The 26498-nt window shown below is 71.5% G+C and carries 27 protein-coding genes and 1 pseudogene; 27 read left to right on the top strand and 1 reads right to left on the bottom strand.

Translation table 11 applies throughout. The annotated features are described in order from the left end of the window. Positions 1-334 precede the first annotated feature (334 nt). The 23 genes from H299_RS0129990 to H299_RS0129880 all read left to right on the top strand — a co-directional run bounded on the left by H299_RS0129990 (position 335) and on the right by H299_RS0129880 (position 21532). On the top strand, positions 335-1672 hold the full coding sequence (locus H299_RS0129990; RefSeq protein WP_027751449.1) for an ammonium transporter: 1338 nt from the start codon (positions 335-337) through the stop codon (positions 1670-1672). Beyond that, positions 1669-2007, top strand: a complete 339-nt coding sequence (locus H299_RS0129985; protein ID WP_027751448.1) for a P-II family nitrogen regulator — start codon at positions 1669-1671, stop codon at positions 2005-2007. Before H299_RS0129990 ends, H299_RS0129985 begins: the two co-directional genes overlap by 4 nt. A gap of 1 nt (position 2008) precedes the next feature. Beyond that, positions 2009-4696 carry a [protein-PII] uridylyltransferase gene (locus H299_RS0129980; protein WP_027751447.1) on the top strand — a complete coding sequence of 896 codons (2688 nt, stop codon included), beginning with the start codon at positions 2009-2011 and terminating at the stop codon, positions 4694-4696. Positions 4697-5065: 369 nt separating this feature from the next. Next, positions 5066-6622 (top strand): signal recognition particle protein, encoded by a 1557-nt coding sequence (gene ffh / locus H299_RS0129975; protein WP_027751446.1) that lies wholly within the window; start codon positions 5066-5068, stop codon positions 6620-6622. 27 nt (positions 6623-6649) lie between these two features. Further along, positions 6650-7183 carry a GNAT family N-acetyltransferase gene (locus H299_RS0129970; protein ID WP_027751445.1) on the top strand — a complete coding sequence of 178 codons (534 nt, stop codon included), beginning with the start codon at positions 6650-6652 and terminating at the stop codon, positions 7181-7183. A gap of 178 nt (positions 7184-7361) precedes the next feature. After that, positions 7362-7982: a hypothetical protein gene (locus tag H299_RS0129965; protein ID WP_027751444.1), complete on the top strand. Its 621-nt coding sequence runs from the start codon at positions 7362-7364 to the stop codon at positions 7980-7982. 374 nt (positions 7983-8356) lie between these two features. Continuing rightward, positions 8357-8518 carry a hypothetical protein gene (locus H299_RS39385; protein WP_158692411.1) on the top strand — a complete coding sequence of 54 codons (162 nt, stop codon included), beginning with the start codon at positions 8357-8359 and terminating at the stop codon, positions 8516-8518. 377 nt (positions 8519-8895) lie between these two features. After that, on the top strand, positions 8896-9564 hold the full coding sequence (locus tag H299_RS0129955; protein WP_078513155.1) for a hypothetical protein: 669 nt from the start codon (positions 8896-8898) through the stop codon (positions 9562-9564). A 186-nt stretch (positions 9565-9750) separates the two neighbouring features. Then, complete coding sequence (rpsP, locus tag H299_RS0129950; RefSeq protein ID WP_027751442.1) at positions 9751-10182, top strand: 30S ribosomal protein S16; 432 nt, start codon at positions 9751-9753, stop codon at positions 10180-10182. 2 nt (positions 10183-10184) lie between these two features. Then, positions 10185-10424: an RNA-binding protein gene (locus H299_RS0129945; RefSeq protein ID WP_027751441.1), complete on the top strand. Its 240-nt coding sequence runs from the start codon at positions 10185-10187 to the stop codon at positions 10422-10424. 85 nt (positions 10425-10509) lie between these two features. Further along, positions 10510-11040 (top strand): ribosome maturation factor RimM, encoded by a 531-nt coding sequence (gene rimM, locus H299_RS0129940; RefSeq protein WP_027751440.1) that lies wholly within the window; start codon positions 10510-10512, stop codon positions 11038-11040. Continuing rightward, positions 11037-11957 carry a tRNA (guanosine(37)-N1)-methyltransferase TrmD gene (trmD, locus tag H299_RS0129935; protein ID WP_027751439.1) on the top strand — a complete coding sequence of 307 codons (921 nt, stop codon included), beginning with the start codon at positions 11037-11039 and terminating at the stop codon, positions 11955-11957. The genes rimM and trmD overlap by 4 nt, the downstream gene beginning before the upstream one ends. Positions 11958-12084: 127 nt before the next feature. After that, complete coding sequence (gene rplS / locus H299_RS0129930) at positions 12085-12435, top strand: 50S ribosomal protein L19 (protein ID WP_027751438.1); 351 nt, start codon at positions 12085-12087, stop codon at positions 12433-12435. Between the two features lie 46 nt (positions 12436-12481). Continuing rightward, positions 12482-13228: a signal peptidase I gene (lepB, locus tag H299_RS0129925; RefSeq protein WP_027751437.1), complete on the top strand. Its 747-nt coding sequence runs from the start codon at positions 12482-12484 to the stop codon at positions 13226-13228. Further along, positions 13221-14309, top strand: coding sequence for a signal peptidase I (lepB, locus tag H299_RS37010; RefSeq protein ID WP_037761425.1), 1089 nt, complete (start codon positions 13221-13223; stop codon positions 14307-14309). Before lepB (H299_RS0129925) ends, lepB (H299_RS37010) begins: the two co-directional genes overlap by 8 nt. After that, positions 14236-15192, top strand: a complete 957-nt coding sequence (gene lepB / locus H299_RS37005) for a signal peptidase I (RefSeq protein WP_051263017.1) — start codon at positions 14236-14238, stop codon at positions 15190-15192. Before lepB (H299_RS37010) ends, lepB (H299_RS37005) begins: the two co-directional genes overlap by 74 nt. Positions 15193-15272: 80 nt before the next feature. Continuing rightward, the gene (gene lepB, locus H299_RS0129910; protein WP_027751436.1) at positions 15273-16007 is read left to right on the top strand and encodes a signal peptidase I; all 735 of its coding nucleotides are present in this window, start codon (positions 15273-15275) and stop codon (positions 16005-16007) included. A gap of 39 nt (positions 16008-16046) precedes the next feature. After that, the gene (locus tag H299_RS0129905) at positions 16047-16370 is read left to right on the top strand and encodes a DUF2469 domain-containing protein (protein ID WP_023527784.1); all 324 of its coding nucleotides are present in this window, start codon (positions 16047-16049) and stop codon (positions 16368-16370) included. A gap of 229 nt (positions 16371-16599) precedes the next feature. Then, positions 16600-16974 carry a YraN family protein gene (locus H299_RS0129900; RefSeq protein ID WP_027751435.1) on the top strand — a complete coding sequence of 125 codons (375 nt, stop codon included), beginning with the start codon at positions 16600-16602 and terminating at the stop codon, positions 16972-16974. Then, on the top strand, positions 16974-18698 hold the full coding sequence (locus H299_RS37000; protein ID WP_078513154.1) for an ATP-binding protein: 1725 nt from the start codon (positions 16974-16976) through the stop codon (positions 18696-18698). Before H299_RS0129900 ends, H299_RS37000 begins: the two co-directional genes overlap by 1 nt. Further along, entirely contained in the window at positions 18695-19837 is a 1143-nt protein-coding gene (gene dprA / locus H299_RS0129890; RefSeq protein ID WP_027751434.1) for a DNA-processing protein DprA, read from the top strand. Before H299_RS37000 ends, dprA begins: the two co-directional genes overlap by 4 nt. Before the next feature lie 238 nt (positions 19838-20075). Further along, positions 20076-20921: an RNA polymerase sigma factor WhiG gene (gene whiG, locus H299_RS0129885; protein ID WP_027751433.1), complete on the top strand. Its 846-nt coding sequence runs from the start codon at positions 20076-20078 to the stop codon at positions 20919-20921. Between the two features lie 53 nt (positions 20922-20974). After that, positions 20975-21532, top strand: coding sequence for a TetR/AcrR family transcriptional regulator (locus H299_RS0129880; protein ID WP_027751432.1), 558 nt, complete (start codon positions 20975-20977; stop codon positions 21530-21532). A 335-nt stretch (positions 21533-21867) separates the two neighbouring features. Here H299_RS0129880 and H299_RS40760 read toward each other — a convergent pair. Next, positions 21868-22071: pseudogene (locus tag H299_RS40760) on the bottom strand (M23 family peptidase); the annotation flags it as partial. Between the two features lie 785 nt (positions 22072-22856). On the opposite strand from H299_RS40760, the gene rpsB reads away from it, so the two are divergent. From rpsB to frr, 4 genes are all read left to right on the top strand, one after another. Beyond that, positions 22857-23798: a 30S ribosomal protein S2 gene (rpsB, locus tag H299_RS0129875; RefSeq protein WP_027751431.1), complete on the top strand. Its 942-nt coding sequence runs from the start codon at positions 22857-22859 to the stop codon at positions 23796-23798. 206 nt (positions 23799-24004) lie between these two features. After that, entirely contained in the window at positions 24005-24859 is an 855-nt protein-coding gene (gene tsf / locus H299_RS0129870; protein ID WP_027751430.1) for a translation elongation factor Ts, read from the top strand. A gap of 132 nt (positions 24860-24991) precedes the next feature. Continuing rightward, on the top strand, positions 24992-25759 hold the full coding sequence (gene pyrH / locus H299_RS0129865) for a UMP kinase (RefSeq protein WP_027751429.1): 768 nt from the start codon (positions 24992-24994) through the stop codon (positions 25757-25759). Positions 25760-25939: 180 nt separating this feature from the next. Next, positions 25940-26497 carry a ribosome recycling factor gene (gene frr / locus H299_RS0129860; RefSeq protein ID WP_027751428.1) on the top strand — a complete coding sequence of 186 codons (558 nt, stop codon included), beginning with the start codon at positions 25940-25942 and terminating at the stop codon, positions 26495-26497. Position 26498 lies beyond the last annotated feature (1 nt).

Below are 26498 nucleotides of genomic sequence, written 5' to 3'. Positions count from 1 at the left end.
CCGTATGCGGGCGGGCGCGATCGAGGGCCACCGGCCGCGACGGCCGCCCCGGACAGCCCGACTCGGCTCCCCCGCCAGGTCACATCCGGGTGGGTGTCGCGGCCGGTTCTCGCGCCCTGGGCCGGCTCCTCTGCCGGTCTCCCCGCCCGGCGCACGGGGCGCCCGGCGCCGCGCGGCCAGCTCACGTTCATCAGGGTGTAACAACCGGTGGCTCTTCGTCATGGTCGTGAAACACCGCGCGGCCCGGCTCGAAACGGGGCCTCGGGATTCTGGGGCGCGTTCCAGCCGCCAGACCCTGCGCCGCAAGGTCGCCAGCCCCGAGGAGACACCCACAGTGAACGGCGCGGACACCGCCTTCGTACTGATCAGCGCAGCGCTGGTCATGGTGATGACGCCCGGACTCGCCTTCTTCTACGGCGGTATGGTCCGGGTGAAGAGCGCACTCAACATGCTGATGATGTCCTTCGTCTCGATGGGCGTCGTCAGCGTGCTCTGGGTGCTCTACGGATACTCACTCGCCTTCGGTACCGACAACGGCGGTGTCATCGGCAACCTCGACCACATCGGCCTCAAAGGCATCGACACCACCACGCTGACCGGCGGGGACGAGGGCATCCCGGTGTTCGCCTTCGCCCTCTTCCAGTTGATGTTCGCGGTGCTGACGCCCGCGCTGATGAGCGGCGCGCTCGCGGACCGGGTCAAGTTCAGCGCCTGGGGTCTGTTCATCGCGCTGTGGGCGACCCTGGTCTACTTCCCCGTCGCCCACTGGGTGTGGGCCGAGGGCGGCTGGCTCTACGAGCTGGAGGTCATCGACTTCGCTGGCGGCACCGCGGTCCACATCAACGCCGGTGTCGGCGCGCTCGCCGCGGTCCTGGTCGTCGGCAGGAGGATCGGTTTCCGTGAGGAGCCGATGCGCCCGCACAGCCTGCCGCTGGTGATGCTCGGCGCCGCGCTCCTGTGGTTCGGCTGGTTCGGCTTCAACGCCGGTTCCGCGCTCGCCGCCGACGGCACCGCCGCCACGATGGCACTCAACACCCAGGTCGCCACCGGCGCCGCCATGCTGGGCTGGCTGGCGTACGAGCGGATGCGGCACGGCGCGTTCACCACCCTCGGTGCCGCCTCCGGCGCGGTGGGCGGATTGGTGGCCATCACCCCCGCCGGTGCACATGTCAACGCGATGGGCGCGATCCTGATCGGACTGCTGGCCGGTGCCGCCTGTTCGTGGGCGGTCAGCTTCAAGTACAGGCTGGGGTACGACGACTCGCTCGACGTGGTCGGCGTGCACCTGGTCGGCGGTGTCATCGGCACGCTGCTCGTGGGTCTCCTGGCAGTCGACGGGGCGGGCGGCGCCACGCAGTTCGGCAAGCAGGCGATCGGCGCGTTCGCCGTGATGGCGTACTCCTTCGCCGCCTCCTGGACTCTTGCCAAGCTGATCCAGTCGACGATCGGGTTCCGCGCGGCGGAGGACGACGAGGTCGCCGGACTCGACCAGGCGTTCCACGCGGAGACGGCGTACGACGCGAGCGCCGTCGGCTCCTCCGCCGCCGTACGGGGCACGGCCGGCCGCGGCCCCGTCACCCGCGGCCCCGTGACTTTGCGCGGTACGGCGGGCAGCGGCACCAACGCGCCCGCGGACGGCAGCACCGAGGCGATCGAGAAGGTGGACGCGTGAAGCTCATCACGGCGGTCATCAAGCCGCACCGGCTGGACGAGGTCAAGGACGCCCTCCAGGCGTTCGGAGTGCGGGGGCTCACGGTCACGGAGGCCAGCGGCTACGGCCGCCAGCGCGGTCACACCGAGGTCTACCGGGGCGCGGAATACACCGTCGACCTGGTGCCCAAGGTGCGGATCGAGGTACTGGTGGACGACGCGGAAGCGGAGCACCTGATCGAGGTCGTCGTCAAGGCGTCCCGCACCGGCAAGATCGGCGACGGCAAGGTGTGGTGCGTGCCGGTGGAGACGGCCGTCCGCGTACGAACCGGTGAACGCGGTCCGGACGCGCTCTGACATGCCGCCCCGGGATTACGCGGAAGCCCGGCGTCGCCTCCTTCGCCCCTCCGTGCGGCCGGGCTTCGCGCGCCGTGCGGAGCTGGCCCGGCTGACCGACCACTGGCTGTCCGGGCTCGCGGGCCGGCTGCCGCCCGGCGTCGCCCTCGCGGCCACCGGCGGCTACGGACGGGGGGAACTGTCACCCCGCAGCGACCTGGACCTCCTGCTGCTCCACGACGGCCGCAGTGCGCCCGCGGAGATCGCCGCGCTCGCCGACCGGATCTGGTACCCGGTGTGGAACCTGGGGATCGAGCTGGACCACGCCGTACGCACCCCGGCCCAGGCACGCGACACCGCGGCCGAGGACCTCAAGGCGCAACTGGGGCTGCTCGACCTCCGCCACCTCACCGGTGAGGCGGCCCTGACCTCCGCAGTGCGCACCGACGCGCTCGCCCGCTGGCGCGCCCAGGCCCCGCGGCGGCTGCCGCAGCTCCACGAACTGACCCGCCTGCGGGCGGAGCGCCACGGCGAACTGCGGTTCCTGCTGGAGCCCGACCTCAAGGAGGCGCACGGCGGACTCCGGGACGCCACCGCACTGCGCGCCGTCGCCGCCTCCTGGCTGGCCGATGCGCCGCGCGAGGGGCTGGAGGATGCTCGCCGCACGCTGCTCGACGTGCGTGACGCGCTCCAGCTGGCCACCGGACGGGCTACCGACCGCCTCGCACTCCAGGATCAGGACGAGGTGGCGGCCGATCTGGCGCTGCCGGATGCGGACGCGCTGCTGAGGCGGGTGTACGAGGCGGCGCGCACGCTGTCGTACGCCAGTGAGGTCACCTGGCGCGAGGTGGGCCGCGTCGTACGGGGCTGCTCCGGACGGCGACGGCCGCGTGTGATGCCGCCGAGGCGCACCGCACCGCCGGGGAGCACCGCCGCGACAGCGCGGCAGGAGCGGACACCACTGGCCGAGGGCGTGGTGGAGCATGCCGGTGAGGCCGCCCTCGCCCGCACCGCACGCCCCGAGCGCGACCCGGTGCTGCCGCTGCGTGCGGCGGCGGCCGCGGCGCGGGCGGGGCTGCCGCTCACCACGGCCACCTTGCGCAGGCTGGCGCGTACGGTGCCGCCGCTGCCGACACCGTGGCCGGACGAGGCCCGCGGGGAATTCGTCACCCTGCTCGGCGCGGGCCGGGCGACGGTGCGGGTGTGGGAAGCCCTTGACGAGGCGGGCCTGATCACACGGCTGCTGCCGGAGTGGGAGCACGTCCGGTGCCGGCCGCAGCGCAACCCCGTGCACCTGTGGACGGTCGACCGCCACCTGGTCGAGACGGCGGTGCGGGCCGCCGGTCTCGCCCGGCGCGTGCGGCGGCCCGATCTGCTGCTTGTCGGCGCGCTGCTGCACGACATCGGCAAGGGGCGACCGGGCGACCACGCCGAGACAGGTGCGGACATCGCCCGCGGCCTGGCCCTCCGCATCGGCTTCGGCCAGGCCGACGCGGACGTGCTGGACACCCTCGTACGACACCACCTGCTGCTCGTGGAGACCGCCACGCGCCGGGACCTGGACGACCCGGCCACCGTCCGCGCCGTCACGGACGCGGTCGGCGGATTCGGCACGCTCGGACTTCTGCACGCCCTGACCGAGGCGGACGCCCTCGCCACCGGCCCCGCCGCCTGGTCCCGGTGGCGCGCCGGGCTCGTGGCCGACCTCGTCGCACGGGCCGGTGCGGCGCTCGGCGGCGACGCGCCACCGAGCGGGGGAGCGGGCGCCGTGCGCGCTGCCCGCGCCTCGACAACGGACGCCGTCTACCCGCCCGGCCCGGCCGCGCACACGCCGGAGGCCGAGCGGCTGGCCCTGGAAGCCTGGTGCACCGGCGGCCCCGCCCTGGAACTCCGCAGCCGTCCGGAGTCGCCGCGGCCTGAAGGCGACGAGGCGTCCGGCACGGCAGCGGGGGAGGTCGCCGAAGAGGCGGTCCAGGTGCTGGAGGAGCGCGACGACGCGCACCGTACGGGGCGGCCCGGCGCGGTGGGCGGGTCGGCATGTTCCGCCGGGGAGCCGGCCGGGGCGCACCTGCTGGTCGCGCTGCCGGAACGGCCCGGCGTACTGCCCGCGGTCGCGGGGGTGCTGGCGCTGCACCGGCTGACGGCGCGGACGGCCGAACTCCGCCGCCTGCCGCTTCCCGCCCCAGCGACCCGCCCGGCAGCGGCAGCGGCGGCGGAAGCGGAAGTCACATCCGCGCCTGCTGGGCACGACGCCGACGGCGCCGCCCCGGGTGCCCCCGTACTGCTGCTCAGCTGGCACGTCGCCGCGGAGTACGGCGCGCTCCCGCAGGCCCACCGGCTGCGCGCGGACCTCGTACGGGCGCTGAAGGGCACGCTGGACATCGCCGCCCGGCTCGCCGAACGCGAGGCGGTGTACCGGGCGCACGAGCGCCGGAACACCCCCGCCCCGCCACCGCGGGTGACCGTCGCAGGCACCGGCTCGCGGCGCGCCACCGTGCTGGAGGTACGTGCCCAGGACGCCCCCGGGCTGCTGTTCCGGGTGGGCAGCGCACTGGAGCGGGCGGGCGTGGCGGTGCGCAGCGCACACGTCAGCACGCTGGGCGGGAACGCCGTGGACGCCTTCTACGTCACGCGCCCCGACGGTGCGCCGCTGCCGCCCGCGGACGCCGCCGCGCTGGCACGGGAGCTGGAGCGGGCACTGGGCCCCTGACCGCACCTGACCGTTCGGCCGCCGGGCGGATACCCTGGGACCTGTTGTGAAGGTCTGCCGGCCCGCGACGTCGCGGTGAAACCAGCCGCTGCCGCGGCGGGCGCGCGTCTTCCGCCCGGCAACCGCCGGGAGGTTCCGCTGCGTTGTCGGACCGTCCGCGCAGCCCAGGCCAGGCACGCAGCCCGGCCGAGGCGACGAGGACGATCCGCTGCCCCGCGAGGGCGCCTACCGGGCATCGCGGGCCTCGCCCTGCCAAGGCGGTCCCACCGGGGCGCCGCAGCACGGGGGAGGTTCGCGTTACTTTCGCAGCAAGCCCCCTCGGGGGTGGACCGTCCGTACGACATCCGACGCGAAGGATCCGCGACCGCCGTGTTCGACACTCTCTCCGATCGCCTCGCAGCGACCTTCAAGAACCTCCGGGGCAAGGGCCGCCTCTCCGAGGCGGACATCGACGCCACGGCACGCGAGATCCGCATCGCCCTGCTGGAGGCGGATGTCGCGCTGCCCGTCGTCCGGGCCTTCATCAGCCAGGTCAAGGAACGCGCCACGGGCGCCGAGGTCTCGCAGGCGCTGAACCCGGCCCAGCAGGTCATCAAGATCGTCAACGAGGAGCTGGTCGGCATCCTCGGCGGCGAGACCCGGCGCCTCCGGTTCGCCAAGAACCCGCCGACCGTGATCATGCTGGCCGGCCTCCAGGGTGCGGGCAAGACGACCCTCGCCGGCAAGCTCGGCCGCTGGCTCCACCAGCAGGGGCACACGCCGCTGCTGGTCGCCTGTGACCTTCAGCGGCCGAACGCCGTCAACCAGCTCTCCGTCGTCGCCGAGCGTGCCGGAGTCGCGATCTACGCGCCCGAGCCCGGCAACGGCGTGGGCGACCCGGTCAAGGTGGCCACCGACTCCCTCGCCCACGCGCGGGAGAAGCAGTACGACGTGGTGGTCGTCGACACCGCCGGCCGGCTGGGCATCGACCAGGAGCTGATGCGGCAGGCCGCCGACATCCGGGACGCGGTGCGCCCCGACGAGATCCTCTTCGTCGTCGACGCGATGATCGGCCAGGACGCGGTCACCACCGCCGAGGCGTTCCGCGACGGCGTCGGCTTCGACGGTGTCGTCCTCTCCAAGCTCGACGGCGACGCGCGCGGCGGGGCCGCGCTGTCCGTGGCCCAGGTCACCGGCAAGCAGATCATGTTCGCCTCCAACGGCGAGAAGTTGGACGACTTCGACGCGTTCCACCCGGACCGCATGGCGTCCCGCATCCTGGGCATGGGCGACATGCTCACGCTGATCGAGAAGGCCGAGCAGACCTTCAGCCAGCAAGAGGCCGAGAAGATGGCGGCCAAGCTGGCGAAGGGGCCCAAGGAGTTCACGCTCGACGACTTCCTGGCGCAGATGGAACAGGTCCGCAAGATGGGCTCCATCTCCAAACTGCTCGGCATGATGCCGGGCATGGGCCAGATGAAGGAGCAGATCAACAACCTGGACGAGCGCGACGTGGACCGCACGGCGGCGATCATCAAGTCGATGACGCCCGGCGAGCGCGCCGAGCCGACGATGATCAACGGTTCGCGGCGGGCCCGTATCGCCAAGGGCTCCGGCGTCGACGTCAGCGCGGTCAAGAACCTGGTGGAGCGTTTCTTCGAGGCCCGCAAGATGATGTCCAAGATGGCCCAGGGCGGCGGGATGCCGGGAATGCCCGGAGTACCGGGCATGGGCGGCGGAGCGGGGCGCAAGAAGGGCAAGCAGCAGAAGAAGGCCAAGGGCAAGCGCCAGTCGGGCAATCCGATGAAGCGCAGGCAGGAGGAGCAGGCCGCGGCGGAGCGGCGTGCCTCGGGCCAGTCCGGCGCGTTCGGGCTGCCGCAGGACGGTCAGGCCGTCGAGGACTTCGAGCTGCCCAAGGAGTTCAAGGACCTGCTGCCGCCGAAGTGAGAGTGGGGCAGGGGGATGATGTGACGCATGCGTGTACACATCCGGCACCCGCGGTCCGAGGACGAGCGGGTCTACAGCGAGGCTGTCGTGCGTTCGGCCGACCACCTCAGTCCCTGGAACCCGGTGGAACCGGACGGCCTGCCCGACCTGCTCCGCCGGCAGGGCGCGGTGCTGCGCACTTTTATGATCTTCAACCAGGAGGACGGCGGGCTGGTCGGGCGGGTGAACGTCGCGAACATCGTGCGTGCCCGCCTGCGCAACGCCACGCTGGGGTACGACAGCTACGTGCCCTATCAAGGGACCGGCCGGATGACGGAGGGCCTGCGGCTGGTCGTCGACCGCTGCTTCGCGGACGGGCCGGACGGGCTCGGGCTGCACCGGCTCGAGATCAACGTTCAGCCGGAGAACCAGCGTTCGATCGCGATGGCCAAGCGGCTCGGCTTCCGGCACGAGGGCTTCTCGCCCCGGCTGCTCTACCTCAACAACGCCTGGCGTGATCACGAACGGTTCGCGCTGACGGCCGAGGAGTGGCCCGGAGCCGGTGCGGCCACCGGCGGGTAGCGGGCGCCGGGCGACCAGCCTGCCCGCACCCTCCGCCGCCGTGTTCCGCTGCCCCGTACCGGGGGAGTGGGGCGGGCGGGTGCGCCGGGTGCGGGCGGGCGCTGTTTACCGATGGTGAGTCGGGCTACACGGACGGGTGACAGAAATCCGTCACCGACCAGCCGGAGGTGCGCGTGCCATGGGCACAGCCATCGTCATCATCCTGATCGCGGTCGTGGTCGCCGCTGTCGCCGGGCTCGTCTACGCCCTGCGGGGGCGGGGCGGCGGTCGTGGGCTCCGCCAGCGGTTCGGCCCCGAGTACGACCGCGTCCTCGCCCGGCACGGCGGGGACACCCAGGCGACCGACCGGGAACTCCGGGAGCGGGTGCGCAGGCATGGTGCGCTCGTGCCCAGGCCCCTGGCGCCCGAGACCGCCGAGGGATACGCGGTCCGCTGGGGCGCCGCCCAGGAGCGGTTCGTGGAGTCGCCGCCACGAGCGGTGGAGGAGGCGGCCGGGCTGCTTGCCCGGCTGGCCGCGGACCGCGGCTTCCCCGCTGCCGAGGATCACGACCAGCAATGCGAGGCACTGTCCGTCCATCACGCCGAGCACGTGCAGGGGTTCCGGCTCGTGCACGCGGCGGCGCTGGGGCAGGCGACGACCGAACAGATGCGGGAGGCGTTCGTGCAGGCCCGCGCCCTCTTCGACGTGCTGCTGGAGGAGCGGCCCGCGCCGTACGGCGGGAAGAGCGGCATGGCGAGCGGCCTCCGGGGCAAGTCGGCCTCAGGACCGCAGCGGGCCGGGACGGGCGAGGCGACATGAGCGCCGAAGCCGGAGCCGGGGGAGCCGGGCGGGACGCGTCGCCCGCGGGTGAGCCGCGTGCGGAGGGAGTCGGCGGAGCCGCCGGAGGAGCCGGGGGAGGCGCGCCGACGGGGGCGGCCACGCCCCCGTCCCCCTGCCCTCCGGTGCCCGTGACGCCCCCCGCACCGGCCGCCCCGCCTGCGCCCGTTCCCGCTCCCGTCGCGACGCCCGTACCAGGGGACGGCCCCGTTGCCGGTGCCCCGTCCCCCGCAGCGGAGCGCCCCGGCTCACGGCTCCTCGCGGACGGTGAGCGGACGCGGCTTGCGGAAGGGCTGCACAGTGCGCTCGTCGGCTTCGTGGACGGTCCGCGGGGTTCGGTCGAGGAGGCCGAACGGATGCTTGCCGAGGCGAGCCGCCTGGTCAGCGAAGGGCTCGCACGGCAGGGCCGGCTGCTGGCCGAGCCCTGGAAGGGTGCGGGCGTCCAGGAGGACACGGAGGCACTGCGGATCGCGCTCCAGCACTACCGGGAGGCGACGGAACGGCTGCTGGAGCTGTAGCGGGACCGCGCGGCCGGACGTCCGTGACACCGGGCCGACGATCCCGGGCTTCTTCTCGCGGGTTCCCGTCCCAGGCTTCATGGCTACCCGGGGCCGAACCGCGCCGGGTGCCGCCGTAGCATGCGTGACAGCCGAGCCGCACCGTACGGCGCCGCACGGGGCCTGGTCCGCCGCCCCCGGCAGAGCCCGACGGTCGGGGCCGGGGTCCGCAGCCCGGAGCGGGTACCGCCGGAGTTCCCCGTCCGGCGGTACTCCCTCCACGCCTCCGGCGTTACGTCCAGGGATGGGACGGGTGCGCGAGTTCTCCACAGATCTGCGTACCCGCCCTCGTCCGGGCCCATCGGAGTGAACTGACTGGTACGTGCAAATTATTTGGGATGCCCCGGAATCGGAACACCGGGGCACTTCCGCTCGTTGTACGCGACGTGAGCACGACACCACCAGTTCTTGCCGCCGAGCTGGCAGCCGCCTGGGCCGATATTCAACGGCACCACCCCGAGCTGCCTGATCTGGCCGCACCTGAATCGCTGATCGGAGAGTCGTCGTCCGCCTGCGGCGCCGAGCTCTCCTTCGAAAGGCTGCTGCACGAGGCGGTCCACGGAATCGCCGCCGCGCGCGGAATCCGCGACACCTCCCGGGCGGGCCGCTATCACAACCGACGCTTTCTGGCGGTCGCGGAGGAGCTGGGTCTCGATCATTCCGAGGAGCCGCATCCCAGCAGCGGCTTCTCCCTCGTCGTCCTCTCGCCCGCCACCCGCAGGCGCTACCGCCCGACCATCGAGCGCCTCCAGCGCGCGCTGCGGGCGCACACCGCCGCCACGGCGACCGACACCGGGCGAAGCTTCCGCGGTCCCGCCGCCCGGCACGGTTCGTCCGGCGGCGGGGTGCGGGTGAAGGCCGTGTGCGACTGCGGGCGTAACGTCCGGGTGGTCCCCTCGGTGTTGGCCCAGGCGCCGATCATGTGCGGGGCGTGCGGAAAGCAGTTCCGTATCCCTGACACCCCGGATGCGCCGGGCGCTGCCGAGCCGCTGGCGGTGGCGGGCTGACGGGAGCCCTTCCCATCCGAGTTCGGCGGCCTGGTCGAGGTGTGGCATCATGGACGGCTGTACTCGACAGTCGCACAGGACCCCTCTCTCCTCCGGCTGACGCGTCCATCGGGCACCTCGGGTACCACAACCCCACGTGGCCACCCGCTGTGCCTCACCACGTCAAGACCAGGAGACACCACACCCGTGGCAGTCAAGATCAAGCTGAAGCGACTGGGCAAGATCCGTTCGCCTCACTACCGCATCGTCGTCGCCAACTCCCGTACCCGCCGTGACGGCCGGGCCATCGAGGAGATCGGCCTGTACCACCCGGTGCAGAACCCGTCCCGCATCGAGGTCGACTCCGAGCGTGTCCAGTACTGGCTGGGTGTCGGCGCGCAGCCGACCGAGCCGGTCCAGGCCATTCTCAAGGTCACCGGCGACTGGCAGAAGTTCAAGGGTCTGCCCGCGCCGCCGCCGATGAAGGTCGCCGAGCCCAAGACCGACAAGAAGGCTCTCTTCGAGGCCGCGGCCAAGGACTCGTCCGGCGACCCGAAGGGTGAGGCCATCACCCCGAAGGCGAAGAAGGCAGACAAGGCCGCGGCGGAGCAGTCCGCCACCGAGCCGACCGGGGCCTGAGGATGCTCGAGGAGGCCCTCGAGCACCTCGTGAAGGGCATCGTCGACCACCCCGACGAGGTGCAGGTCGCCTCGCGCAACCTTCGCCGGGGCCAGGTGATCGAGGTCCGTGTGCACCCCGACGACCTCGGCAAGGTGATCGGCCGCAACGGCCGCACCGCGCGCTCGCTGCGCACCGTCGTAGGAGCGCTCGGCGGCCGTGGTATCCGTGTCGACTTCGTCGACGTGGACCAGGTCCGCTGAACAGCAGCATGCAGCACCGGCAGCGGCCGGGGGTGGCTTCGGCCTCCCCCGGCCGCTGCCTGTCGTACGAAGGGGACCGAGCACAGTGCAGCTGGTAGTCGGGCGAGTGGGCCGCGCCCACGGCATCAAGGGCGAGGTCACGGTCGAGGTGCGCACGGACGAGCCGGAGCTGCGCCTGGGGCCCGGCGCGGTGCTGGCCACCGAGCCGGCCGCCACCGGCCCGCTGACCGTCGAGACCGGACGGGTGCACAGCGGCAGGCTGGTGCTGCGCTTCGCGGGCGTCCGCGACCGCACCGCGGCGGAGGAGCTGCGCAACACCCTGCTGATCGCCGAGATCGATCCGGAGGAGCGGCCCGAGGACCCGGAGGAGTTCTACGACCACCAACTGGCCGATCTCGACGTGGTCACCCGGGACGGCCGCCGGCTCGGGCGGATCGAGGAGATCTCGCATCTGCCGGGGCAGGACCTGCTGATCGTGCGGACGCCGGACGGGGGCGAGCTGCTGATTCCGTTCGTCCAGGAGATCGTCCCCGAGATCGACCTGGCGGCACAGCGGGTGGTCGTCGATCCGCCGCCGGGCCTCATCGAGGACGCGGGCGGAGGCGACGCGCGGTGAGGCTCGACGTCGTCACGATCTTCCCCGAGTACCTGGAGCCGTTGAACGTCTCCCTCGTCGGCAAGGCGCGCGCCCGCGGCCAGCTGGACGTTCGGGTGCACGACCTGCGGGACTGGACGCACGACCGGCACCACACGGTCGACGACACCCCGTACGGGGGCGGACCCGGCATGGTGATGAAGCCCGAACCCTGGGGTGAGGCGCTCGACTCGGTCATCGCCTCCGGCCACGGCGATCCTGTCGTCGTCGTTCCCACGCCCAGCGGAGTCCCCTTCACCCAGGAGCTGGCCCTCCGGCTCGCGGAGAAGCCCTGGCTGGTGTTCACCCCGGCGCGCTACGAGGGGATCGACCGCAGAGTCGTCGACGAGTACGCCGAGCAGCTGGAGGTGCTGGAGGTCTCCATCGGGGACTACGTCCTCGCCGGGGGCGAGGCGCCGGTGCTGGTGATGGTGGAGGCTGTCGCGCGACTGCTGCCGGGAGTGCTGGGCAACGCCGAGTCGCACCGCGACGACTCCTTCGCACCGGGGGCGATGGCCGGCCTGCTCGAGGGGCCCGTCTACACCAAGCCGCCCGAGTGGCGCGGGCGCGCCGTACCCGAGGTGCTCCTCAGCGGGCACCACGGCAAGGTGGCGCGCTGGCGGCGGGACGAGGCGCTCGCCCGTACGAGCAGCCATCGCCCCGAGCTGATCCGGAGCGCCGACCCCGCGCTGTTCGACAAGCGGGACCGCGCGGCGCTGGCGGGGCTGGGCTGGGAGCCCGGGCCGGCCGGTTCCGGGAGTCCGGCCCCGGACGCCCGTCACCCCGCGGCGTCCGCCGCCACCCCTCCGCGCGCCCCCGAAAGCTCGGCCCCGGGCGGCCCGGGTGACCACGGCGAACCCTGCCGATTTGGGCGTACGGGCGAAGCCGTGGAAGAATAGGCCGCTGCCATCACCTCCGGTGCGCGACCCTGCCACAGGGGGACGAACGCCGCCCGGACGGCGGCATCCACCAGCATCACGATGATTCCGCTCCTGACCTGTGGCATGGGCGAGGAAAGCAGACGGTATGTCCCACCTTCTCGACAACGTCGACTCCGCTTCGCTGCGCAGCGACATCCCGACCTTCCGCCCGGGTGACACGGTCAACGTCCACGTGCGCGTGGTCGAGGGCAACCGCTCGCGTGTCCAGCAGTTCAAGGGCGTCGTCATCCGCCGTCAGGGCTCTGGCGTCCGGGAGACCTTCACGGTCCGCAAGGTCAGCTTCAGCGTCGGCGTGGAGCGCACCTTCCCGGTGCACACCCCGGTCGTGGAGAAGATCGAGGTCGTCACCCGCGGCGACGTCCGCCGCGCCAAGCTCTACTACCTGCGTGATCTGCGCGGCAAGGCCGCCAAGATCAAGGAGAAGCGCGAGAACTGATCTCCCTTCGGGCGGCCCCGGGTTGTCCGGATAGGCTCTCGGCCTGATGGACACCGAACCCCCGAAGCCGGGACAGCCGGAGCAGGAATCGGAGCGCGACCGCTCCGCCGACCCCGAACAGGGGCGTCGGCGCTGGTCGCGCTCCGTTCGTGTGTCCATGGCGGGCGCGTTCGTGCTGACGGTGGTCTTGCTGGTCAGTACCTTCGTGGTGCAGCCTTTTCTGATTCCGAGTTCATCGATGGACCCCACCCTGCGAGTCGGCGACCGGGTCATGGTCAACAAACTGGCCTACCGTTTCGGCAACCATCCGGCGCGGGGGGACGTTGTCGTCTTTGACGGCAGGGGGTCGTTCGTGGAGGAGGAATCACGCGGCAATCCGGTGACCGGCCTGCTCCGGGCGGCCGGAGCGGCGGTCGGCCTGATGGAGCCGGCCGACACCGATTTCGTGAAGCGCGTGATCGGGATCGGCGGTGACCGGGTGACCTGCTGCGACGAACGGGGGAGGCTCGAGGTGAACGGCGCGCCGGTGGAGGAGGCATACCTGCACGCGGGAGACGCTCCGTCGGCGGTGCCGTTCGACATCGAGGTGCCGCGGGGTCGGCTCTGGGTGATGGGCGATCATCGTTCCGGCTCCGTCGACTCCCGCGACTACCTCGGCAAGCCCGGTGGTGGCACCGTCCCCGTGGACCAGGTGATCGGCCGGGTGGACTGGGTCGGCTGGCCGCCCAACCGCTGGGACTCCCTCGGCGCGCACCGGCTCCCGGGCGCCGTGAGGGCACACGGCGATGCGTGACCGCGGCCGTCGGCCGTACGGGCACCACCGGCGCCCCCAGAGAGACCCCGCGAGCCCCGTCGACGACGCTTCCGCAACCTCCGGCTCCGGCCCTGCGGGCGCCGATGCCGCGAGCCCGCCGCTGCGCGGACCCGGCGAGGGCCGGGCCGCCCGGCGGCGGGCCGCGAAACGGATCAAGCGCCGCAGACGGCTGTCGATGACCAAGGAGATTCCGATCCTGATCGGGGTCGCACTCCTGATAGCGCTGGTCCTCAAGACGTTCCTGGTGCAGGCTTTCGTCATCCCGTCAGGCTCGATGGAGCAGACGATCAAGATCGGCGACCGGGTGCTGGTCGACAAGCTCACCCCGTGGTTCGGTGTCAAGCCGGAGCGCGGGGACGTGGTCGTCTTCAAGGACCCGGGCGGCTGGCTGGGGGAGGAACAGGAGAAGAAGGAGGAGGAGGCTCCCGTCGGCATCAAGCAGGCCAAGAGCTTCCTGACCTTCATCGGCCTGCTGCCCTCCGACGACGAACAGGACTTGATCAAGCGGGTGGTCGCGGTCGGCGGCGACACCGTCGCGTGCTGCGGGAAGAGCGGCCGGGTCTCGGTCAACGGCACACCGCTGCACGAGCCCTACCTCTACCCGGACAACGCGCCGTCGAAGATGGAGTTCAAGGTGAAGGTGCCCGACGGCCGGGTGTTCGTGATGGGAGACCACCGCTCCAACTCCGCCGACTCCCGCTACCACCTGGACGACGAGGGCAGCGGTACTGTTCCGGAGGATCTGATCGTCGGCCGTGCCGTGGTCATCGCGTGGCCCTTCAACCACTGGCAGCGCCTGGAGGAACCCGGCACCTACGCTTCGGTCCCCGACGCGCGCGGCGGTGCGACAGCCGCGGGCCCCCTCGGGGACAATCGATTGGTTCAACTCCCGAGCCCTGCGGAACTCCCGCTCGTTATGGGAGTGGTGGGTCTGTCCCGGCTGTGGGACAGACGACAGCGCAGTGTGAGGAGTGGATGTGGGGGACGTGGCGGTCGGCGCGCAGTCCGGTTCGGGCGATCCGGAACGAGAAGGCTCCGAGGTACGGCCCGACGGGAGTGACGAAGGCCCGACCACCGAGACGGGGCGCACGGACGGCAGCCCCGACGAGGCTGCCGACGCCCCCCCGGGCCATGGCCGGAGCAAGCCCAAGAAGCCGCGCTCCTTCTGGAAGGAGCTTCCCCTTCTCGTCGGTGTCGCGCTGATCCTGGCACTGCTGATCAAGACCTTCCTGTTGCAGGCGTTCTCCATTCCGTCGAACTCCATGCAGAACACGCTCCAGGTCGGTGACCGTGTCCTGGTCGACAAGCTGACGCCCTGGTTCGGCTCCGAGCCGGAGCGCGGCGAGGTCGTGGTCTTCCATGACCCCGGCGGCTGGCTGCCCGACACCGAGACCGACCAGAACGTCGTGCAGAAGGTGTTCAGCTTCGTCGGCCTGATGCCGTCCGCCGATGAGAAGGACCTGATCAAGAGGGTCATCGGGGTCGGCGGCGACACCGTGGAGTGCAAGCGGGGCGGCAAGGTCATGGTCAACGGGAAGGCGCTGGACGAGCCGTATCTCTACCCGGGGAACACACCCTGTGACGACAAGCCCTTCGGCCCGGTCAAGGTGAAGGACGGGTACATGTGGGTGATGGGCGACCACCGCCAGGACTCGCTGGACTCCCGCTATCACCAGGGCAAGGACGGCGGTGCCGTACCGGTCGACGAGGCGGTCGGCCGCGCGGTCGTCGTCGCCTGGCCCCTCGACCGCTGGGCGACGCTGCCGGTGCCGGACATCTTCGAGGACAAGGGCCTCGCGGCGAAGGCAGCCGGAGCGGCTCCGGCGGTCTTCGGGCTGGCGGGGGCCTTGCCCCTGGTGCTGTGGCGGCGCAGGCGGCGTCAGGAATCCGGCGGGCATGACGACGGAGGGGTGCGTACCGGACAGGCCTCAGCCACCGGCTGACGCGCCGCGTACGCCCCGGTAGGGTGCGCCCAGACCGCAGCGGCGCGGGCCGCGCGGGCGAGTATCCGGGAGCACACGGTATGGGCACAGCGGGACGTACGGCCACCGGCGAGACCGGACGGCGCGGGCAGGTGCTGTCCGGAATCGCCGTGGCGCTGGGCTGTGTCCTCTTCCTGGGCGGCTTCGTCTGGGGCGCGATCGTCTACCAGCCCTACACCGTGCCCACCGACTCCATGGCGCCCACGGTCAAGGCCGGTGACCGGGTGCTGGCGGAGCGTATAGACGGTGGCGACGTACGCCGCGGTGACGTCGTGGTCTTCCGCGACTCGGTGTGGGGCGACCTGCCGATGCTGAAACGGGTCGTGGGCGTGGGCGGCGACAAGGTCGCCTGCTGTGACGCGGAGGGGCGGCTCACGATCGACGGCCAAGCCGTCGACGAGCCGTACCTGCCCGGCGGAGGCCCGGCCTCGGAGACCGGCTTCGAGGAGACGGTTCCCCGGGGCAAGCTCTTCCTGCTCGGTGACCAGCGACAAGATTCGCAGGATTCCCGGATGCGCCTGAAGAGTGATGACTGGGCCGTCGACCGATCGGCCGTGGACGCGCGGGTGGACGCGGCGGCGTGGCCCATGGCGAGCCTCGGCGTTATCAGTCGCCCCGACGCCTTCGCCGCGCTGCCCGGCGGCGTCTCCGAGCCGGGGCCCGTGCGCCCGCTCGTCCTCGCGATCCTCGTCGGAGCGGTACTCATCCTCGGCGGCGCGGCCCACGGGCCGATCTCCCGCCGCCGGGCGCGGGCCGCACGCGGCCGTCCGGCCTGACGCACAATAGGGGGACGCACGGCTGAAGGGGAACATGCCATGAGCGCCGAGGACCTCGAGAAGTACGAAACCGAGATGGAGCTGAAGCTCTACCGGGAGTATCGCGACGTCGTCGGCCTGTTCAAGTACGTGATCGAGACCGAGCGGCGCTTCTACCTCACCAACGACTACGAGATGCAGGTGCACTCGGTACAGGGCGAGGTCTTCTTCGAGGTCTCCATGGCTGACGCCTGGGTCTGGGACATGTACCGGCCGGCTCGCTTCGTGAAGCAGGTCCGGGTGCTCACCTTCAAGGACGTGAACATCGAGGAGCTGAACAAGAGCGAACTCGATCTGCCCGAGGACTCGGGCTTCAAGGGCTGACCCGGTCCTGGTCCGCTCCGTCCTTCTGCGTCCGGGACTCCCGCTCCGGCCCGCTCCTCCCGTCCCGATCCCCACCTTCGGTCCTGTGGCGGCTGCCTGGCGCGAGAGCCGCTGATCCCGCCCGTGAGGGTGACGAAGTTATCCCCAGACGGCGGGTTGTCCACCGAAGAACAGCAAGATCACCAAAATGCCTCCGGTGCCGTCACAGTCGGTCACGGAGGTGGTTCCCGTGAACGCCCGAGGAGCACTCGGCCGCTACGGCGAGGATTTGGCCGCGCGAAGGCTGCGCGAAAGCGGCATGACCATTCTGGCTCGCAACTGGCGCTGCAGCGATGGCGAGGTCGACATCGTCGCCCGAGATCTGGACGCCCTCGTCATCTGCGAGGTGAAGACCCGCAGCCTGGGCTCCTACGAGCATCCGATGGCGGCGGTCACCCCGGCCAAGGCGGCCCGGCTGCGTCGCCTGGCGTCCCGCTGGCTGGGCGAGTGCTGGGTGGCCCGCTACGGCCGGCCGCCCGCCGGCGGAGTCCGCATCGACCTGGTGGGAGTGCTGGTCCCCGGGCGCGGTGCGCCGCTGGTCCAGCACGCGAAGGGGGTGGCCTGATGGGATTCGCCCGTACCTGCTCGGTCGCGCTGGTGGGCGTGGAGGGCGTCGTGGTAGAGGTCCAGGCCGACCTGGAACCCGGCGTCGCGACGTTCACCCTGGTCGGACTGCCGGACAAGAGCCTCGTGGAGAGCCGCGACCGCGTGCGGGCCGCAGTGGTCAACGCGGGTGAGCAGTGGCCGCAGAAGAAGCTCACGGTCGGGCTCAGCCCGGCTTCCGTGCCCAAGAGCGGCAGCGGGTTCGACCTCGCCGTCGCCTGCGCGGTCCTCGCCGCCGCCGAGCGGATCGACCCGCGCGCCATCGCCGACCTCATGATGATCGGTGAGCTGGGGCTCGACGGCCGGGTCCGTCCCGTGCGCGGAGTGCTGCCCGCGGTCCTGGCCGCGGCGGACGCCGGGTACCGGCACGTCGTCGTCGCGGAGCAGGCAGCCGCCGAGGCGGCGCTGGTCCCGGACGTCTCGGTCCTCGGTGTCCGCAGCCTCCGCCAGCTGATCGCCGTGCTCACCGACGGGCCGGTGCCCGAGGAGGACGCCGTGGAGCAGGACCCCGCCGGCCCGCCCACCGCCCGCGAGGGGCGGCCCTCCCCGGCGGCGGGGCTCCCTACGCCGGGAGCCGACCTGTGGGGCGGGATGTCCGGAGACCAGCAAGGACTGGACATGGCGGAGGTGGCTGGGCAGGGCGGGGCCCGCCGCGCGCTGGAGATCGCGGCGGCGGGTCGCCACCACATCTTCTTCAAGGGCCCGCCAGGCGCCGGCAAGACGATGCTCGCGGAGCGGCTTCCCGGCCTGCTGCCCGCACTCACGGCCAAGGAGTCGCTCGAGGTGACGGCCGTGCACTCGGTGGCCGGATCACTGCCGCAGGGGCAGCCGCTGGTGACCCGGCCGCCGTACTGCGCGCCGCACCACTCGGCGACGATGGCGGCCCTCGTCGGCGGGGGCAGCGGCCTGCCGCGCCCCGGAGCGGTCTCGGTGGCCCACCAAGGGGTGCTTTTTCTGGACGAGGCCGCGGAGTGCAGCGCCAAGGTCATGGACGCCATGCGCCAGCCGCTCGAGTCCGGGTACGTCGTGGTGGCCCGTGCCCAGGGGATGATGCGCATGCCCGCCCGCTTCCTCCTCGTGCTCGCCGCGAACCCGTGCCCGTGCGGGCGGCACGGGATGCGGGGTGCCGACTGCGATTGCCGTCCCTCCTCAGTGCGGCGCTACCGCGCGAGGCTGTCGGGCCCGCTGATGGACCGGATCGACCTCCGCGTGACGGTGCAGCCGCTGGCCCGCTCCGAACTGGCCGCTCTCGGCGGGCGTGCCGAGTCCACCGCAACGGTGGCCGAAAGGGTGCTGGCGGCCCGCGAGCGAGCAGCCGCCCGGCTGGCGGACACGCCGTGGACAACGAACAGCGAAGTCCCCGGTCACGCCCTGCGCGCTCGCTGGCCGCTGGCGTCGGGCGCCCTGGACAGAGCGGAGGAGGACATGGACCGCGGCCTGCTCACCGCGCGCGGCCTGGACCGCGTGCTGCGTGTCGCCTGGACGGTGGCGGACATCGCCGGGCACGGCCGTCCCACCGCCGAGGACGTCGCGTGCGCGCTGGAACTGCGCACGGGGATCGGCCGGGGTGTCCCCAGCACGCGGCGCGGCGGCGCGGGGGGACGTCGTGAACGCCCCGCTACGGACGCAGGCCGTCACGCGGGGAGCAGCTTCGCAGGCGGCGGCCCCGCGGAGGGGGCGCGGTGAGCGCCGACGCCGAGCGAGCCGCCCGGATCACGCTCACCCGCGTCGCGGAGCCTGGTGACGAGCTGATGGGGCGGTGGCTGGAGCGGTACGGAGCGCAGGAGGTGGTGCGCGCGCTGACGGCGGGTGGTGCCCGGCTGGACGGGGCGACCGAACACCGCTGGGAGGGACTGCGGCTGCGGGCCCGCGACGCCCGGCCGCGAACCGACCTGGAGGAGGTGTCCCGGCGGGGTGGGCGCTTCCTGTGCCCCGGGGACCCAGAGTGGCCCGGGCAGTTGGACGACCTGGGATTCGCCCGGCCGATCGGACTCTGGATCAGGGGCGCGCCCTCGCTCCGTTTCTGGGCGCTGCGCTCCGTAGCGGTGGTGGGCGCCCGGGCGTGCACCGACTACGGCGTGCACGTCGCCTCCGGGCTGGGCGCCGGTCTGGCCGAGCGGGGCTGGACGGTGGTCTCCGGAGCCGCCTACGGCGTCGACGGTGCCGCGCACCGTGGTGCGCTGGCGGCCGGCGGGGCGACCATCGGGGTGCTGGCCTGCGGCGTCGACGTCGGCTACCCGGCCGGGCACCGCGAGCTGATCGAGCGGGTGGCCGCGCAGGGCCTGCTGCTGGCCGAGCTGCCACCGCGTGACCATCCGACCCGCAGCCGCTTCGTACTGCGCAACCGCGTCATCGCCGCCCTGACACGCGGCACGGTCGTGGTGGAGGCGGAACTGCGTAGCGGCTCCCTCTCCACGGCACGGCGGGCCAGGGAACTGGGCAGGATCGTCATGGGCGTTCCGGGCGCGGTGACTTCGGGCATGTCGGCGGGAGTGCATCAACTCCTGCGCATGGAAGGTGAACTGGTCACGGACACGGACGAAGTGATCGAGCTGGTCGGCGGGATGGGGGAGCTCGCCCCGGAGCGGCAGGGGCCCGTACTGCCGCGGGACGTGCTGCCCGTGGAGACGGCGCGGGTGCTGGAGGCGTTGCCCGCCCGGAGCGGGGTCGAGGTGGAACGCCTCGCGGGCATGGCGGGGGTGCCGCCACAGCGGACGCTCGTGAGGCTTCACGAGCTGCGGTCCCTCGGCTTCGTCGAACGCAGGGGCGAGTACTGGTGGTTGAAGCCGGGTGTCGGTGGCGGTGACAGGCACTCCATCGGGTGACGGTGCGGTCCTTGACCTGCGGCTCCCGGGTGAAAGGGTGAGCCGATGCGCCGAACCTTCGCGCCCCTGCCCCGCCCGTCAGCCACGGGTACGACGTTCGGGGCGTAACCCAGGGGTGCGTGCAGCGGAACGTATCTGCGCATGCTTGACCGAGGGGTCATCGCACATCGCGACATGCCAGTCACGCTACGCTCACGACATCTCTTCGACTCTCCACTAGAACGGCTCAAGGCGACGAATGCCCCAGCACAACTCCGGGCCCGACCGTACGGCCACTGCCGCGGCGCCCGTCGCGGTCGATGATGCCGCGGCCGGGGCTGCTCCCAGCTCTCTCGAGGAGCTGTGGCGGTCGTACAAGGGCAGTGGTGACGGCAGGCTGCGGGAGCAACTCATCCTGCACTACTCGCCGCTGGTGAAGTACGTCGCCGGGAGGGTGAGCGTGGGGCTGCCGTCCAACGTCGAGCAGGCGGACTTCGTCTCGTCCGGGGTCTTCGGGCTCATCGATGCCATCGAGAAGTTCGATCCGGAGAGGTCCATCAAGTTCGAGACCTACGCCATCACCCGCATCCGTGGCGCGATGATCGACGAACTCCGGGCCATGGACTGGATTCCTCGCTCGGTCCGGCAGAAGGCACGCGCGGTGGAGCGTGCGTACGCCACGCTGGAGGCCTCGCTGCGGCGCACTCCGTCCGAGACCGAGGTCGCCGCCGAGATGGAGGTCACGCTCGAGGAACTCCACGGCGTCTTCAGTCAGTTGTCGCTGGCGAACGTCGTGGCGCTGGAGGAACTGCTGCACGGCAGCGGCGACAGCGGTGAGCGGCTGAGCCTGATGGACACGCTGGAGGACACGGCGGCCGACAACCCCGTGGAGATCGCTGAGGACCGCGAACTCCGCAGGCTCCTGGCCCGTGCGATCAACACGCTGCCCGAGCGGGAGAAGACGGTGGTCACCCTCTACTACTACGAGGGCCTCACTCTGGCCGAGATCGGCCAGGTACTGGGGGTGACCGAGAGCCGGGTCAGCCAGATCCACACGAAGTCCGTACTCCAACTCCGGGCCAAACTTGCCGAGGTAGGTCGCTGAACCGGTACAGCCGTCCGTAGAGTGGCCAGGTGCCCAGGATCCGAGCAGCCTCCGTGGCCGAACACCGGACCATGCAGCGCGACGCCCTGCTGGACGCCGCGCGCTCCTTGCTGTCCGAGGGCGGCACCGAAGCGCTGACCTTTCCGGCCCTCGCACGGCGCACGGGCCTCGCCCGGTCCTCCGTCTACGAGTACTTCCGCTCCCGCGCGGCTGTCGTCGAGGAGCTGTGCGCAGTCGATTTCCCCGTCTGGGCCGCCGAAGTCGAAACGGCTATGGCCGAGGCGGACACCCCCGAGGCGCGGATCGAGGCGTACATCCGCTGCCAGCTGGCGCTCGTCGGGGACCGGCGGCACCGGGCAGTGGTCGCCATCTCGGCGGGAGAGCTGGACGCCTCAGCGCGAGAGCGCATCCGAGCCGCGCACGGCGGTCTGATCTCGATGGTGGTCGAGGCGCTGGGAGCCCTTGGGCACGACCAGCCCCGGCTCGCCGCGCTGCTCCTCCAGGGCGTCGTCGACTCGGCGGTCCGGCGTATCGAACTCGGCGCGGCCGAGGACCCTGACCGCATCACGGAGGCCGCGGTGTCCATGGCACTGCACGGAGTGCGTGGCTGATTCCGCCTCCGGGCGAGGCTTGGCCCGCGGCCCCTCCACAGCCGGTGATGCGCCCAGACCGTGACCAGCGCCAGGCCGAACGCGAGACCGGCGGGGACCGCCGATGCCACCCTCCCCGTGGGCCGAGGCCTGCCCGCTCCAATGCCCCTCCGTGCCGCTGCCCGCCCGTCCACGCGCGCCGCCGATGTCTCCCGCTGCTCGGGCAGCGGGAAACCGAGGTAGGGCAGCAGCCGGGACGGCCCGCGGTGCAGCATCCACGACGGGAGCAGGGACAGCGGATCGAGGTAGGTGTCGCCCTGCAGCAGCCCCCAGTGCAGGCAGGCCCGCCCGCAGTGGAAGGGCCCGGACTGCACCGCACCCACCACCTGCCCGGCGCGTACCCGGTCGCCCTTCGCGACCGCGGCGCGTACCGGCTCGAAGGTCGTGCGCAGCGGCGGACCGCCCCGGGCGGGGCGGCGGTCCGTCAGTTCGACGGAGACGACGCCGCGGCCGGCCACGGTGCCCGCGAAGGTCACGCGGCCCTCCGCCACGGCGTGGACCGGGCTGCCCGGCCCGGCTGCGAGATCCACCCCTCGGTGCCCCGCGCCCCAGGGGGTCGCCGGTGGTGCCCAGCCGCGGAGTACGAGAGGTCGAGCCCCGCTCCGCCCGCCCGTCACGGGCCAGCTGCGCTCACGCCCCGACGGACGGGTGCGGTCCGCCGCATCGGTCTTGCCTGCGGCGGGTGCGGCTGCCCCTGCCCGGGGTACGGGTGATACCGCGGGTGCGACTGCGAACGCAGGGGACGCCCCGGCGCCCTCCGTCCGGAGCGTGACGCTGCTCGAACCCGCGGCGACCGCATCCGGGGGCGTTTCCGGCGAGCCCTCGGGCCGCGACGCCGCGGCCACGAGCAGCGCCGTCGTCACCATGGCCGCCGCCAGCCCTGCGCATACGTACCGTCGTGTGTTCATGGGCTCACGGTGACGGGTGCGGCGTCCCGCGGGGGATCATGATGAGATCCGGTGGACTACTGATCGGTTGTGGATATCTCCGTCACCCTGACGTGTCGTACCTGCCGGACGGGTGCCGCGTGAGAGGTCCCGGCACGGCGCGCCGTCCGCCGCCGGGCGCCGTCGCGCGCGGCCCGGCGGGTCCCGTACACTTCTGGTGGCGATCCGGGTCACCGGATCGACTTCGCACGCCCCGCCACCCTCGCCCGGTGGCCGCGTACCTCGGTCCCCGGACGCTTTCTCAGGAGAGCTTCCCGGGCACAGCGCGTCAGGGGCGTCAGGCATGCGGCGTCCGCGCGGGCGTCGCGAAACAACCGAGTACCTCAAGGAGAACGGCCATGGCCGTCGTCACGATGCGGGAGCTGCTGGAAAGCGGCGTCCACTTCGGGCACCAGACCCGTCGCTGGAACCCGAAGATGAAGCGCTTCATCTTCACCGAGCGCAATGGCATCTACATCATCGACCTGCTCCAGTCGCTGTCGTACATCGACCGCGCCTACGAGTTCGTCAAGGAGACCGTCGCTCACGGCGGCTCCATCATGTTCGTGGGCACCAAGAAGCAGGCCCAGGAAGCCATTGCCGAGCAAGCCACCCGCGTGGGGATGCCGTACGTCAACCAGCGTTGGCTCGGCGGCATGCTCACCAACTTCTCGACGGTGTACAAGCGCCTGCAGCGCTTGAAAGAGCTGGAGCAGATCGACTTCGAGGATGTGGCCGCCTCCGGCCTCACCAAGAAGGAGCTGCTCGTCCTCTCCCGCGAGAAGGCCAAGCTGGAGAAGACCCTCGGCGGTATCCGCGAGATGCAGAAGGTGCCCAGCGCCGTCTGGATCGTGGACACCAAGAAGGAGCACATCGCCGTCGGCGAGGCGCGCAAGCTCAACATCCCGGTCGTCGCGATCCTCGACACCAATTGCGACCCGGACGAGGTCGACTACAAGATCCCGGGCAACGACGACGCGATCCGTTCCGTCACCCTGCTCACCCGAGTGATCGCCGACGCCGTCGCGGAGGGCCTCATCGCCCGTTCCGCCGGCTCCTCGGAGGGCAAGGGCGAGAAGGCCGCCGGTGAGCCGCTGGCCGAGTGGGAGCGGGAGCTGCTCGAGGGCGAGAAGGCCGAAGGCCCCAAGGCCGACGAGGCCGCGGCGGAGGAGAAGCCCGCCGAGGCGGCCCCCGAGGCCGTCGCGGCTGAGCCGGAGGCTGCGGCACCCGCGGCGGAGGAGAAGCCGGCCGAGGCCGCTGCCGAGCCCCAGGCCGCAGAGAAGCCCGCCGAAGACGCGTGATACGCGCCGGGCGGCGGTGAGAGGCTCCTCCCACCGCCGCCCGGCGTATCCGGTCCGGCTCGTCCGAGCAGGCACGCGGGCACACTGTGACGTCCCGTCACCTGTGCCCGGGCCCGCTCGTCCGGCCGCTCCAGCGACCCTCATACGGATCAGCCCCGCCCGGTGCTCAGCATGGTGCGGGGCCCAGTGCACAGAAGGAAAGAAGGATGGCGAACTACACCGCCGCTGACGTCAAGAAGCTGCGCGAGCTCACCGGCGCCGGCATGATGGACTGCAAGAAGGCGCTGGACGAGGCCGAGGGCAACGTCGACAAGGCCGTCGAGATCCTCCGGGTCAAGGGCCAGAAGGGCGTCGCCAAGCGCGAGTCGCGCACCGCCTCGAACGGCGCGGTCGTCGCCCTCATCGCCGACGGAAACGCCTCGGGCGTGCTCGTCGAGCTCAAGTGCGAGACCGACTTCGTCGCCAAGGGCGACAAGTTCGTCGCCGTCGCCGACGCGATCGCCGCGCATGTCGCCGCGTCCGGTCCGGCCGACACCGCGGCTCTGCTCGCGTCCGAGATCGAGGGCGGCAAGACCGTCCAGGCGTATGTCGACGAGGCCAACGCGACCCTCGGCGAGAAGATCGTCCTGGACCGCTTCGCGCAGTTCTCCGGCGGGTACGTGGCTGCCTACCTCCACCGGACGAGCCCTGATCTGCCCCCGCAGGTCGGCGTGCTGGTCGAGTTGGACGCTCCGTCCGCGGACGACGCCGCCAAGGCCTCCATTGCGAAGGACGTCGCGCAGCACATCGCCGCGTTCGCGCCGACATTCCTCTCCCGCGAGGATGTTCCCGCCGAGACGGTGGAGAACGAGCGCCGCATCGCGGAGGAGACCGCGCGTGAGGAGGGCAAGCCCGAGCAGGCCCTGCCGAAGATCGTGGAAGGCCGGGTCAACGGCTTCTTCAAGGAGAACGTCGTCCTGGACCAGCCGTTCGCCAAGGACAACAAGAAGTCCGTGCAGAAGGTGCTGGACGAGGCCGGAGTCAAGCTGAAGCGCTTCGCCCGTTTCCGCGTCGGCGCCTGACCGTACGCGACGCCGCCCCACCTCATCCGCGGACCGGACGGGGACCCGCTAGGGTCGGGCACACGGCAGTTCTGACGAGGAGGCCATTGCCACGAGGAGCCGAGAGGGTCCAGAGGCAATGGCCTCCTTCGTATGCACGAGGAGATCTCCATGAGCAATGACACCGACAAAGTCGGCAGCCGGCGTCGCTTTCTGCTGAAACTCTCAGGCGAGGCATTCGCCGGAGGCGGGGGATTGGGGGTCGACCCCGATGTGGTGCACAAGGTGGCGCGGGAGATCGCCTCCGTCGTGCGTGAGGGGGCCGAGATCGCCGTCGTGATCGGTGGCGGCAACTTCTTCCGCGGGGCGGAGCTCCAGCTGCGCGGCATGGACAGGGCGCGTTCCGACTACATGGGGATGCTCGGCACGGTCATGAACTGCCTCGCCCTCCAGGACTTCCTGGAGAAGGAGGGCATCGACTCCCGGGTCCAGACCGCCATCACCATGGGGCAGGTCGCGGAGCCGTACATCCCGCTGCGGGCCGTGCGACACCTGGAGAAGGGCCGCGTCGTCATCTTCGGTGCGGGCATGGGCATGCCCTACTTCTCCACTGACACGACGGCCGCACAGCGTGCTCTGGAGATCGACGCTGAGGCGCTGCTGATGGGCAAGAACGGCGTGGACGGCGTGTACGACGCCGACCCGGCGAAGAACCCGTCCGCCGTGAAGTTCGACGCGCTGGAATACGGCGAGGTCATTACGAGGGACCTGAAGGTCGCCGACGCCACCGCGGTCACCCTCTGCCGGGACAACAAGCTGCCGATTTTGGTCTTCGAACTGCTGGCCGAGGGCAACATCGGTCGGGCGGTCAAGGGTGAGAAGATCGGCACGCTGGTGAGCAGCCAGGGCACCCGCGACTGAGCTGCTCGCCGGCCGACCGAATTCGCCTGCGGCAGCGTGCCGTTGGAAAGCGCCGTACGGGGATGGACAACAGCCTGCCGGTCGGACACCGTGCAGGAATCAGGGCACTGCGGACGTCCGGGGGGTGTTCCCGGAAGAATGCAGTTTCAGGCTCATTCATCGAAAAACCAGGAGCACATGGTGATCGAAGAGACCCTCCTCGAGACCGAGGAGAAGATGGAGAAGGCGGTCGTCGTCGCCAAGGAGGACTTCGCCGCGATCCGCACCGGCCGTGCGCACCCGGCGATGTTCAACAAGATCGTGGCGGAGTACTACGGTGCGATGACGCCGATCAACCAGCTGGCGTCCTTCTCCGTGCCCGAACCGCGCATGGCCGTGGTGACGCCGTTCGACAAGACCGCGCTGCGCAACATCGAACAGGCGATCCGGGACTCTGATCTCGGCGTCAACCCGTCGAACGACGGGCATCTCATCCGGGTGGTCCTGCCCGAGCTGACCGAGGAGCGCCGCAGGGAGTTCATCAAGGTCGCCAAGACCAAGGGCGAGGACGCCAAGATCTCGATCCGCAGCGTACGCCGCAAGGCCAAGGAGACCATCGACAAGGCCATCAAGGACGGCGAGGTCGGTGAGGACGAGGGCCGCCGTGCGGAGAAGGAACTCGACGACACCACCGCGAAGTACGTCGGGCAGGTTGACGAGCTGCTCAAGCACAAGGAAGCCGAGCTGCTCGAGGTCTGAG

It is taken from the genome of Streptomyces sp. CNH287 (genome assembly GCF_000424825.1).
Note: the sequence above shows the minus strand (reverse complement) of the source record. Positions and strands in the feature narration are given on the sequence as shown.